Annotated in this window: 8 protein-coding genes; 1 reads left to right on the top strand and 7 read right to left on the bottom strand. The window is 68.2% G+C overall.

The features are described from left to right. Positions 1–160: 160 nt before the first annotated feature. From B5D37_RS08490 to B5D37_RS08465, 6 genes are all read right to left on the bottom strand, one after another. Entirely contained in the window at positions 161–1,468 is a 1,308-nt protein-coding gene (locus B5D37_RS08490) for a sensor histidine kinase (protein WP_425478044.1), read from the bottom strand. A 7-nt stretch (positions 1,469–1,475) separates the two neighbouring features. Further along, the gene (locus B5D37_RS08485) at positions 1,476–2,816 is read right to left on the bottom strand and encodes a sigma-54-dependent transcriptional regulator (protein WP_078758288.1); all 1,341 of its coding nucleotides are present in this window, start codon (positions 2,814–2,816) and stop codon (positions 1,476–1,478) included. Positions 2,817–2,826: 10 nt separating this feature from the next. Beyond that, the gene (locus B5D37_RS08480) at positions 2,827–4,044 is read right to left on the bottom strand and encodes an ABC transporter permease (protein ID WP_078758287.1); all 1,218 of its coding nucleotides are present in this window, start codon (positions 4,042–4,044) and stop codon (positions 2,827–2,829) included. A gap of 20 nt (positions 4,045–4,064) precedes the next feature. Beyond that, on the bottom strand, positions 4,065–5,384 hold the full coding sequence (locus B5D37_RS08475; protein WP_078758286.1) for an ABC transporter permease: 1,320 nt from the start codon (positions 5,382–5,384) through the stop codon (positions 4,065–4,067). Positions 5,385–5,485: 101 nt separating this feature from the next. Next, positions 5,486–6,193 carry an ABC transporter ATP-binding protein gene (locus B5D37_RS08470; RefSeq protein WP_078758285.1) on the bottom strand — a complete coding sequence of 236 codons (708 nt, stop codon included), beginning with the start codon at positions 6,191–6,193 and terminating at the stop codon, positions 5,486–5,488. Positions 6,194–6,223: 30 nt separating this feature from the next. Then, on the bottom strand, positions 6,224–7,504 hold the full coding sequence (locus tag B5D37_RS08465; protein ID WP_078758284.1) for an efflux RND transporter periplasmic adaptor subunit: 1,281 nt from the start codon (positions 7,502–7,504) through the stop codon (positions 6,224–6,226). Positions 7,505–7,709: 205 nt separating this feature from the next. Between B5D37_RS08465 and glmS the strand changes: the two genes are divergently transcribed. Then, positions 7,710–9,542 carry a glutamine--fructose-6-phosphate transaminase (isomerizing) gene (gene glmS / locus B5D37_RS08460; protein WP_078758283.1) on the top strand — a complete coding sequence of 611 codons (1,833 nt, stop codon included), beginning with the start codon at positions 7,710–7,712 and terminating at the stop codon, positions 9,540–9,542. Between the two features lie 287 nt (positions 9,543–9,829). On the opposite strand, the gene btuB is transcribed toward glmS, so the two are convergent. Next, entirely contained in the window at positions 9,830–11,704 is a 1,875-nt protein-coding gene (gene btuB, locus B5D37_RS08455) for a TonB-dependent vitamin B12 receptor (RefSeq protein WP_078758282.1), read from the bottom strand. Between the last annotated feature and the right edge of the window lie 34 nt (positions 11,705–11,738).

Below are 11,738 nucleotides of genomic sequence, written 5' to 3'. Positions count from 1 at the left end.
CTTCAGCCGCGATCGTGGAATAGGCACGGGCGATCGCCATCCGATCGCGGCTGAAGCCGCTCCTACAAAAGCGCCATTGACGGCACGTGGTCATCGAAGGCGCCAATCAAGCGCCCATCAAGTGTCCGGTCGAGGCGCGGCCATCGCGGCCAACCCCGACCTAATCTGGCAATACCAGTGACACGCACAGGCCGCCGCCCTCGCGGTTGAGCAGGGCGATGCGGCCGCCATGGGCCTCGGCGATCTCGCGTGCCAGTGCCAGGCCCAGGCCGGTGCCGTGGCGCTTGGTCGAGTAGAACGGCAGCAGCGCGTTCGACAGGACCGATTCGTTCATGCCGCCGCCGCGGTCCAGCACATCGACTCGCCATCCTTCCGGCATGCGCCGCAGCGCCAGGGCCACCTCGTCGTGTGCAGATCCGGATTCGTGCGCATTCTTGAGCAGGTTGAGCAGGCATTGCTCGAGCTGAGCAACATCGAAGCGGCCGCTGCGATCGCCAGGCTTCCCTTCCAGCCGGAACTGGACCTGGCTGTGCAACTGGCCCAGGAAGTGCTCCCACTGCACGTTCTCCCGTCTCGGAGCCGGCAGTTTGGCGAACTGTGCGTAGTCGCGGATGAAGCCTTCCAGGTGGCGCGCGCGATCTTCGATCGTCGCCAGGGCGGCGGGCAGCCGATCATGCTGTCCGCGGCGCAACAGCTCGGCCCCCGAATGCGCAAGGGATGCGATGGGCGCCAGCGAGTTGTTGAGCTCGTGGCTGATCACCCGGATCACCTTCTTCCAGGTCTGTACCTCCTGGCGGCGCAGTTCGGCCGTCAACAGGCGAAGCAGGATCAGCTCGTGGCGGCGGCCGTTGAGGCGGAACTGGCGGCGCGCCAGGTGGTAGATGTCCTCGTTGTCTTCATCGCCCACGGTGAACATGCCGTCGCCGCCGCGGGCGAATGCCTCCTGGAACGCATCGGACGTCGTCGACAACAGTGCATCCAGGTCCTGCCCCTCCAGGCGGCGTCCTTCCCCCAGCAGCTTGCGGGCGGCGAGGTTGGCGTGGACCACGCGGCGGGACGGGTCGACCAGCAGCATCGCGACCGGCGTGTTCTGCACCATGGTGTCGAGCAGCAGTTCGCGCTGCACCAGCGCAAGGCGTTGCTCCCGCAAAGCGTCGCCAAGGCGGTTGTGGCTGGCGACCAGCTCCCCGAGTTCGCCTTGCCCGCGCCAGGTGAGGCCGAAGCTGAAATCGCCGTCGCGGTAGCTGTCGACGGTACCGGCCAGCGCCCGGAACAGTGACGCCATCGGCGCGAAGGCGCGGCGCACGTGGTAGGCCAGCAATGGCAGGTCCAGGGCGATCGCCACGGCTGCTGCGAGCCACTGCTCCAGCCATCGCGAAAGCACCAGCGCCAGCGTTGCGACGAGGGCGGCATGCAGCACCGCCACCACGGTGAACACCATGCTCAGCGGCAGGCGGGCCAGTCGCACCATCGGTTCAGTCGCGCTTGATGCCGAGGCGGTCGAGCCGCCGGTACAGCGCCTGCCGCGACAGGCCCAGCTCGGTGGCCGCCTGCGACAGTACGCCGCCGTTGCGCTCCAGTGCGGCCTCGATCTCGTTCCGGCCGGGCTCCTCGCAAGCCGCGATCGCGGCCGAGGGGGCGGCAGGGAGGCCCAGGTCCAGGGCGCCGACCGTGTCGCCACGGGCGAGCAGGGCAGCGCGTTGCAGCGAATTGCGCAGCTCGCGCACGTTGCCGGGCCATGCGTGCCGGAGCAGCGCACGTTCCGCGGCGGGATCGAGGGTCTTCCCACGCGGCAGGAAGTGCCGTGCCAGCGGGAGGATGTCGGCGGGGCGCTCGGCCAGCGGGGCCAGCTTCAACTCGATCGTATTGAGCCGGTAGTAGAGGTCCTCGCGGAACCGGCCATCGGCAATCAACGCGCCGAGGTCGGCATTGGTCGCGCTGATGATGCGGACCTTCACCGAGCGCTCCCGGTTACCGCCCAGGCGTTCGAAGCGGCCGGTCTCCAGCACGCGCAACAGCTTCACCTGGCCCGCAGGCGGGAGGGTGCCGATCTCGTCGAGGAACAGCGTGCCGCCATCGGCAGCCTCGAACTTGCCCTCGCGGGCACGGTTGGCCCCGGTGTAGGCACCGGCTTCTGCGCCAAACAGTTCGGCTTCGATCAGTTCACCGGGAAGCGCGCCGCAATTGAGGGCGACGAAGGGACCATCACGCACGGCGGAATTGGCATGCACGATCTCGGCGAACTTCTCCTTGCCGGTGCCATTCGGCCCCGTGATCAGTACCGGCAGGTCCGAGCGCGCCACCTGGCAGGCCAACGACAGGACGCGTTCACTGGCGGGGTCGGCATAGACCAGTCCGCGCAGGTCGAACTCCTTAGCCAGCGCATCGCGGCGGCGGCGGGCATCGCCGTGGTGTCGCGCCAGTTCGCGACGCGCTTCCGACAGCTCCAGCAGGTTGTTGACCGTCGCCATCAGCTTGCGGTCGTCCCACGGCTTGCCGAGGTAGTCGGCGGCGCCAGCCTTGACCAGGTCGACCGCCGTCTCCAGGTGCGTCCAGGCGGTCAGCAGGATCACCGGCAGGTCGGGGTGGCGGTCGCGGATCCGTGCGAACAGCGCCATCCCCTCCTCGCCGGAGGTGGTGTCGGCATCGAAGTTCATGTCCTGCACCACCAGGTCGATGTCGTTCGCGCTAGCCAGCATCTCCAGTCCCTCGCCGGGGGAGGTCGCCGAGCACGTATCGATGTCGTGCAGGGAGAGCAGTGTTTCCAGCGCGGTGGCGACCGCGGGATTGTCGTCGATGATCAGGACGGTCGGCATGGACGCGACTTTAGACGCTCCGGGTCGCCACTGCAGGTGGCACCGCCGCCGCGCGGCGCGCCGGCCCGAAGACCGCCACCTGCCCGAGCAGCCAGAGCGCCACCGCGCCCAGCGGCAGGTAGATCGCCGGCAGCCGCTCCATTTCGTACTGGCCCATCAGGAACTGGTTCAACCCGTAGGCACCCAGCATGCCGAGCACGATCCCGAAGCTCGCCAGCAGGAAGTTCTCGGTCTGGAAGTAACGCAGGACCTGTCCACGCGTGGCTCCGAGGGCGCGGCGCACGCCAATCTGCTTGGTGCGCTGGGCGACCCAGAAGCTGGCCAGCCCGACGATCCCGAGCGCGGTGACCACCAGCAGCGCGATGATCATCGCCAACAGCATGCCGGCCATGGCGCGGTCCTGGCGGTAGTAGTCGGACGCCATCTCGGCAAACGTCCGGTCCCAGATTACGATGCGGCGGGGGTTGACCTGACCGAGTGCCTCGATCGCGGCTTCTAGCACCTCCGCACGCCGCTCCGGTGCGGTCCGCAATCCGTAGGTGCCGAAGGTGGGACGGATCGGCAGGATGAAGGAGAACTGGTTCTCCGCCGGTCCGCCGATGTCGTTGGGCCGCATGAGGTATTCGACCACCCCGACCACCCGCGTCGGTGCTTCGCCCCAGCTGTAGATGGATTTTCCGATGGCGCTCTCGCCAGGAAAGAGCCGCTCGGCGAGGCTGCGGGTGAGGACCGTTGCCGATATCGGAGTCTCCGGCCCGGGATCGTCCAGCACTCCGTAGTCGAGGAACTCGTCGCTGTTGAACCAGCGTCCTTCCACCAGCTTGAGCCCAAATGTGTCGAGCAGCCCCTCATCGGCGAGATAGACGGACGCGTTGGCCGTCGGATTGAGCTGGTCGGGCTCGAGGCTGATCGAGCTGTTCGAGGAGGAGCCACCGAACGGCACCTGGTTGGTGCTGGTGGCCGCCTTGACGCCGGGAATGGCACGCAAAGCGGCGAGGTCGCGCTTGACCAGGGCGTCGGGATCGTCACTGCGGCCGATGCCGGCCATCTGGATCGAGACCAGCTCCGTCTCGGCGAGCCCGGTGGGGCGCTCCCCGCGCTCCAGCCGTGTCGTGATCAGGAAGATCGCATTGCAGATGATCGCGCACGACAGCGCGATCTCGAGCACGATCAGGGTCGCCGCGGTCTTGTGCCGCAGCAGCGTGGAGAGGATGGGGCGGATGTCCATGGTGAATCTCCGGAGACGCGCTATTGCGACTTGAGCTGGATGGCCGGGGCCACCTGGCACGCCCGCCATGCCGGCAGCAGCCCGGCCAGCAGGCTGGCCAGGATGGCCAGGACGAACGTGACGAGCAGCATCGGCAGGTCGATGTGGGCCAGCGGCGCGAAGTCCGCCGGTTGCTGGCGAACCGCCCACAGGCCGAGCAGCGCGAAGCCAAGCCCGCCGATGCCGCCGGCAAGTCCGATCGTTCCCGCTTCCACCAGGCACTGGGCGAAGATGGCCCGCCGTGATGCACCCAGCGCGCGCCGCACACCGATCTCGGTGGAGCGGCGCATGAACTTGGCAAGCAGCAGGCCGACCGTGTTGAGCAGGCACACCAGCAGGAATCCGAATGCCAGCCACATCTGCAGCCGCACGTCGCCCGGAACCATGCCGGCGTTGTCCAGCCATCCCATGACGTCGAACAGGCGGACGTTGGTCGGGCGTTCGAAGCGGCCCGCGACGCGCTGTTGTTCGGAATAGTTCACCAGGTACTGGCGGTAGTCGTCGGCCCGGGAAGGATCCATTTCGACCCAGTACTGCAGCCACGCGCAAGCGGCATTCAGGCCATAGTTGCCCTCGGGATCCGGCTCCTCGTCATCGTCCGGCCCATCCCAGCAGTCCATGTTCCCGGCGAAACCCATCTGCAGATCGCGGGACGTCCAGAACGGCACGTACACCTGCTCGGGCTCGTTGTAGCGTCCCCGGGTGATGTCGAAGAACATCGGCTGCGGCGCCCAGTCCTCGACCACGCCGATGATCTCGAAGGTGTGCCCGTCGATCCGGATCGCCCGGCCGACGCTGTTGGCGCCGTCGAACAACTGCTCGTCGAGGGCCTGGCTGATCACGACGACCCGCGCCCGTGCTTCGTCCTGCGCCTTGCTCCAGCCCTGGCCGTGCAGGAAGGGCACCTCGAACATGTCGAAGAACTCGGCGGTGGCGTAGCGGGCCTGATGGCTCATCGGGTCCAGGTCGGAGCGCTCCGGTTCGATCGCCACGTTGCCGCCGGCCATGATCGCCTGTCGGTCACCGCGCGCGTCACGCAACAGCGCCTCCGCATCAAAGCGCGTCATCTGGTCCGAAGGGTCGTCGCCCGGCGTGAATCCGGACATCGAACGCGGCTCCAGCTGCGGATAGAACAGGCGTTCGCTCTTGCTCGGAATCGGGTCGCCGGACAGGACGTGGAACACCGTCAGCGTGGTCATGCTGGCGCCGATGCCCAGGGCGATGGCCAGCACCATCAGGGCCGTCAGCACCCTGTTCCGTTTGAAGCTGCGCAGGGCGAGGTCGAAGTAGTAGGTGAACATGGCAGTCCTTCGAAGGGTTTCCGTAGGAGCGGCTTCAGCCGCGACCGGTGGCCAGATGCACCAACGACCGGATCGCGGCTGAAGCCGCTCCTACATTGATGTCAGGCCGTTGCTTCCGCGGGCGCACGCAGGCTGGGGCCGGACACCACGTCCGTCGCCATGCCGTCGACGATGTGCACGTTGCGCTGGGCACGTGCGGCGAGTTCGGGGTCGTGGGTGACCATGACGATGGTGGTGCCGCTGGCGTTGATCTCCTCGAGCATCTCCATCACCGCCCGCGCCATCTGCGAATCCAGGTTGCCCGTGGGCTCGTCGGCCAGCAGCAGTCGAGGACTGCCGGCCAGTGCGCGCGCGATCGCTGCGCGCTGCTGCTGGCCGCCCGACAGCTCGGCCGGGAAGTGCTTCATGCGCGAACCGAGTCCCACCCGCGAAAGCGCCTCCTTGATGCGGTCGCCACGCTCGGATGCGGACATGCCGCGGTAGCGAAGCGGCACGTCGACGTTGTCGAACAGGTTGAGGTCGGGGATCAGGTTGAAGCTCTGGAAGATGAAGCCGATCTTGCGGTTGCGCAGTTTGCTGCGGGCGTCGTCGGACAGGCCGCTGACGTCTTCGCCATCCAGCTTGTAGGTGCCGCCGGTGAAGGTCTCCAGCAGCCCGGCGATGTTGAGGAAGGTGGTCTTGCCCGAACCCGAAGGCCCGGTGACGGCGACGAACTCGCCTTCGCGGACGTGCAGGTCGAGCGAGCGCAGCGCGTGCGTCTCGACCAGTTCGGTGCGGTAGACCTTGGTGACCTGGCGCATGTCGAGCATCGGAATGTTCCTGTCTTCGGTGATTGGATGTCAGTTGATCGAAACGCGTTCGGCGTCGCCGAACTGGTCGCTGCCGGACACCACGATCCGGTCGCCGACCTCGACGCCCTCGAGGATCTCGACCGCGCCGAGGCTGCTGGTACCGGTGCGTACAGGCCGCAACACGGCGACGTCGCCTTCCATGACATAGGCTCGGCTGCCACCGCCCTGGTCGAGGAAGGGGCCGCGCTCGACCATCAGCACGTCTTCGCGGGTATCGAGCACGATGCGCGCGCGCATGCGCTGGTTCTGCCGCAGGCCGGGGGGCTGGTCGCCGGTGAAGCGCAGCCGGCTGGTGACTTCGCCATTGACCACTTCGGGCGAAACGGCCGCGACCTTGGCCGCATGGGTCGAGCCGCCGCCACCGCCGGAGAGCTCGGCCGGCATGCCGATGGCGAGGTCGCGGGCGAAGCTCTCGGGCACGCGGACCTCGACCTCGAACCGGGTCAGGTCGACCACGCTGAGCACCGGGGCGTTGGCCGCGACGTTCGCGCGCTGCTCCACCAGCACCTGCCCGACCTGTCCGTTGAACGGTGCGCGCAGGGTGAGCGCATCGACCTGGCGCTGGAGTTCGCCCACCACCGCCTGTTGCCGGTCGGCCAGCAGCTTCTTGTTGCGGCTGTCCAGCCCGGATCCCTGGCCTTGCAGGTCGTACTCGCGCCGGGCGTGGCCGAGGCCTATCTCGGCCTTGCGCAGGTTGTCCTCGGCACGTGCGACGTCGATGCTGGCCACTGCTCCACCCTCGAAGGCGCGACGGTTGCGCTCCAGATCGCGCTCGGCCGCCTGCCGGTCGATCTCCGCCTGGTCGACGGCCTGCCGCGCGGCCGAGCGGGCGATCCGGGCATCCAGGCCGGCGCGTCCGGCCTCGGCTTCCAGACTGGCCAGCGTCGCCTGCTCCTGGGCAAGCCTGCTGCGCAGTTCCGGGCTGTCGATGGTCGCCAGTGCATCGCCCTCGGCCACCTCGTCGCCCGCGACCACCTCGAGGCTGACCGTGCCGCCTGCGATGGCATAGAGGGTCGGGCTGTTGGCGGCGATGATGCGGCCGTCGGCGGAGATGTCGCGGACCAGGTCACCGCGGGTGACTTCGGCGATGCGCACGCGCGAGGCATCGTAGGAGCGGGTGCCCGAGCTCCAGCCGGTCGCCAGCCAAGCGACGGCCGCGACCAGGGCCACGGCGAGCCCGCCGCCGAGCAGCCAGCGGCGGCGCTTGCGGTCGGATGAAACTTGGGCGGCGCGTGGAAGGTCCTGCCCGGAGGTGTCGCGGATGCTCATGCTTCGGATGTCCCCAATGTCCCGTGGTGGTCTACGCCGTGCTTCCCTCTGTGAAGCACGTCCCGTGCCAACTTCCAAGGCATTGATTGCAAATGAAATGCGCCGCCGCGGACAGTGTCCGCGTACAGCGCCGGTGTCCGTGCGGACACCCCTCCGGCGCCCTCACCGGCTAAACTGCGCGCCTGTTTCCAGGAGGCCCCGGGCCATGTGCGGAATTGTGGGTGCGATCGCCGATCGCGACGTGGTACCGGCCCTGATCGAGGGTCTGAAGCGACTGGAATATCGCGGCTACGATTCGGCCGGCATTGCCGTGTTCGACGGTCAGTCAATGCGCCGGGTGCGCCGGACCGGCCGCGTCTCGGAGATGGAGGCGGCGGCGCAGGCCGAAGGCTTCAGCGCCCGCCTGGGCATCGGCCATACGCGCTGGGCCACCCATGGCGGAGTCACCGAGAACAACGCCCACCCGCACGTCAGCTTCGGCGAGCTGGCGGTGGTGCACAACGGCATCATCGAGAACCACGACGAACAGCGCGACCGCCTGCGCGCGGCCGGCTACACCTTCGAGTCCGACACCGATACCGAGGTCATCGCCCACCTGGTGCACTTCCACCAGCAACAGGGCCTGGACCTGCTGGCCGCGGTGCAGACCGCGGTGCGCGAGCTGACCGGCGCCTATGCGATCGCGCTGGTCAGCAAGTCCGAACCCGAGCGCATGATCGCCGCGCGCATGGGCTGCCCGCTGCTGGTCGGCTTGGGCGAGGGCGAGAACTTCGTCGCCAGCGACGTTTCCGCGATCATCCAGGCCACGCGCCGGGTGATCTTCCTGGAAGAGGGCGACACCGCCGAGGTCACCCGCGCCGGCGTTCGCGTGTTCGACGACGCCAACGCCGTGGTCGAGCGCGACGTGCACCTGTCAGATGTGTCACTGGCATCGCTGGAGCTGGGTCCGTACAGCCACTTCATGCAGAAGGAGATCCACGAGCAACCGCGCGCGATCGCCGACACCATCGAGGCGCTGATCGACGATGGCGTGTTCTCCGCCGAGCTGTTCGGCGACAAGGCGGCCGATGTGCTCGCGGGCGTGGAAGGCATCCAGATCCTGGCCTGCGGCACCAGCTACTACGCCGGCCTGACCGCTCGCTACTGGATCGAGGAGATCGCCGGCCTGCCGTGCACGGTCGAGATCGCCAGCGAGTACCGCTACCGCACCGCAGTGGCGAACCCGAAGTACCTGATCGTGACGATCTCGCAGTCGGGCGAAACGCTCGACACCATGGAGGCGCTGAAGTACGCCAAATCGCTCGGGCACCCGCACACGCTGTCGATCTGCAACGTGCCCGAGAGCGCCATCCCGCGCGCCAGCGAGCTGGTCTACTACACCCGCGCCGGCGCCGAGATCGGCGTGGCTTCGACCAAGGCCTTCACCACCCAGCTGGTGGCGCTGTTCACCCTGGCGGTGACCCTGGCCAAGCTGCACGGGCGACTGGACGAGGCCACCGAGGCCGAACACCTGGACGCGCTGCGCCACCTGCCGGGCAGCGTGCAGCACGCGCTGAACCTGGAGCCGCAGGTCAAGGCCTGGGCGGACCGCTTCGCGCCGAAGGACCACGCGCTGTTCCTGGGCCGTGGCGTGCACTATCCGATCGCGATGGAAGGCGCGCTCAAGCTCAAGGAGATCTCCTACATCCACGCCGAGGCGTACCCGGCCGGCGAGCTCAAGCACGGCCCGCTGGCGCTGGTGGACGCGCAGATGCCGGTGGTGGTGATCGCCCCCAACGACCGCCTGCTGGAGAAGGTGAAGTCGAACATGCAGGAGGTGCGCGCGCGCGGTGGCGAGCTGTTCGTATTCACCGACGAGGACAGCCACTTCGGCCCGTCCGAGGGCGTGCACGTGATCCGCGCCCCGCGCCACGTCGGCGTGCTGTCACCGGTGGTGCACACCATCCCGGTGCAGATGCTGGCCTACCACGTGGCCCTGGCCCGTGGCACCGACGTCGACAAGCCCCGGAACCTGGCCAAATCGGTGACGGTGGAGTAGCCCGGCAGGCGGAACCATGCCCTTGTAGGAGCGGCTTCAGCCGCGATCGTGAGACGGCACGCACGATCGGCCATCCAATCGCGGCTGAAGCCGCTCCTACAGGGGGCAGCGGAGATGGTGGGTCGCGACTCACGTCGCTCCTACAGCGGACGGCACGGTGTAGGAGCGACGTCAGTCGCGATCCGGAGCCCGGACGGGCGGCGATGTACAGGTCGCGACTCACGTCGCTCCTACAGATGGCAAATACAGATCGCGGAGGGGGCCATGTGCCCCCTCCGCCGTTACTGCTAGTTCTGCGGCGCCCAGCGCAGGGTCACGAACCACTCGCGGCCGGGCTGGTTGTAGAACGCGGCGGTCTCGTAGTCGCGGTCGAACAGGTTGGCCAGCCGGCCCTGCAGCACCAACGCCTCGGTCAGTGCGTATTCCAGGCGCAGGTCGAGGGTGGCGTAGCCGGGCAGTCGCATCGTGTTGGCGACATCGTCATAGCGTGCGCCTTCGGCGATGCCGGTGAATCCGATCCTCAGGTCGCCGAATGCGCGGTCCAGCTCGATCCGGGCGCCATGCTTCGCACGCCGGGGCAACTCGTTACCGGCGTTGAAGCCGCTGCGGTTCTCGGTGTCGAGCACGCTCACGCTTGCCGCCAGGTCCCAGCCTGCCCAGCCGGCGCCGACGCCCAGTTCCGCACCGCGCATCCGTGCGCGCTCGATGTTGTTGGGCAGGCCAATGGCGGCATCGAAAGCGATCAGGTCATCGACCTGCGTGTCGAACAGGTCCAGCCGCGCCGATGCGCCGGTGCCGGTCCAGGTGATCCCCAGTTCCGCGGTTTCCGACTCTTCCGGCCCGAGCTCCGGGTTGCCGAAGAACGGGTAGTACAACTCGTTGAACGTCGGCGCCTTGAAGGCGGTGCCGTAGCCGGCATTGATCCGCCAGCCGTCCACGATTTCCATGCCCCAGGCCACGCCGCCGGTGGTGTGGCCGCCGAACTGGTCGTTGTCGTCCCGGCGCAGGCTGGCCTGGAACGCATGGCGCCCGAAGTCGCCCTGGTATTGCGCGAACGCGGCGCGGTTGGCACGGTCGTCCTCGTCGTAGATCGTGCTGCCGTCGACATGGTCGCGCAGCCAGTCGGCGCCGAGGCTGAGCAGGTGCCCATCGGCCAGTCCGATGTCGGCCTGCAGGGTGGCGCTGTCGCGATCGGTGCTGAAGTGGCCGACAGTGGCCTGGCCCAGGAACTGGTCGGACGCGTCGGTGTTGCGGCCGCCGGTCAGCTTGAACTGCAGGGCATCGCTGACCTGCCAGCCGATGCTGCCGCCGACCACCTGTTGCACGGTGTCGGAGCGGTTGCTGTAGTCACCGTCGTATTCGTTCTCGCCCTCGCTGCGCAGCGCATGCGCGGAGACCTGCCAGGCGTCGTTGATGTCGATGCCGCCGCGCACGGACAGGGAGTGCTCCAGGTAGCCATCGAGGTCCGGCTCCGGCTCGCTGATGAAGCAGCCGCCAGAGAACGGTGTCGGCTGGGCGACATCGCAACTGTTGAATCCTTCGGTGCGTTTGAAGGCGTAGTCCGCCCCCATCCAGGCGCGTCCCTGGCGCCCCCCCAGGCCGATGCCGTAATCATGGGCGCCGTGGCTGCCGCCTCCCACGTGCACGCGCGGGGCGAAGCCGGCCGTGTCGCGCCGGGTGAAGATGTGGATGACGCCGCCGATCGCGTCGGCGCCATACAGGCTGGAGCGCGGCCCACGGACGATCTCGATGCGGTCGATCTGCGCCACCGGCAGGTTCTGCCAGGAGGCCAGCCCGGAGGTCGAGGAGCCGATGCGCACGCCATCGACCAGCACCACGGTCTGGTCGGATTCAGCGCCGCGCAGGAACAGCGTCGTGAGCTTTCCGGCGCCGCCCTGGTTGGACAGCGAGATGCCGGCGCGGCCGCGCAGCAGGTCCGGCACCGACCGTGCCTGGCTGCGCTCGATCGCATCGCGGTCGATGACTTCCACCGGCTGCAGCGCAGTGGCGGCCTGGTGGGGCGTGCGGGTGGCGGTGACGACGATCTCGTCGAGGTCCATGGCCTGTCCGGAGAACGCGGCGGCCTCGGCAAGGGCAACGGAGGGCAGGCTCGACAACGCAAGGACGGTGGCGACGGTGAGCGGGGCGGGACGGAATGGCATCGGTGGTTCTCCTGCGCGCGCGGCGTGCCGTCCC

Source organism: Lysobacter spongiicola DSM 21749 (assembly GCF_900167055.1).
Classification (GTDB): domain Bacteria; phylum Pseudomonadota; class Gammaproteobacteria; order Xanthomonadales; family Xanthomonadaceae; genus Novilysobacter; species Novilysobacter spongiicola.
The sequence above is the reverse complement of the archived record's forward strand: the minus strand, read 5'-3'. Positions and strand labels throughout refer to the sequence as shown.

Excerpts from the sequence above, each read along its gene's own strand:
- btuB (WP_078758282.1), bottom strand. The coding sequence starts at position 11,704 with ATGCCATTCCGTCCCGCCCCGCTCACCGTCGCCACCGTCCTTGCGTTG.
- B5D37_RS08480 (WP_078758287.1), bottom strand. The coding sequence starts at position 4,044 with ATGGACATCCGCCCCATCCTCTCCACGCTGCTGCGGCACAAGACCGCG.
- B5D37_RS08465 (WP_078758284.1), bottom strand. The coding sequence starts at position 7,504 with ATGAGCATCCGCGACACCTCCGGGCAGGACCTTCCACGCGCCGCCCAA.
- B5D37_RS08485 (WP_078758288.1), bottom strand. The coding sequence starts at position 2,816 with ATGCCGACCGTCCTGATCATCGACGACAATCCCGCGGTCGCCACCGCG.
- glmS (WP_078758283.1), top strand. The coding sequence starts at position 7,710 with ATGTGCGGAATTGTGGGTGCGATCGCCGATCGCGACGTGGTACCGGCC.
- B5D37_RS08470 (WP_078758285.1), bottom strand. The coding sequence starts at position 6,193 with ATGCTCGACATGCGCCAGGTCACCAAGGTCTACCGCACCGAACTGGTC.
- B5D37_RS08475 (WP_078758286.1), bottom strand. The coding sequence starts at position 5,384 with ATGTTCACCTACTACTTCGACCTCGCCCTGCGCAGCTTCAAACGGAAC.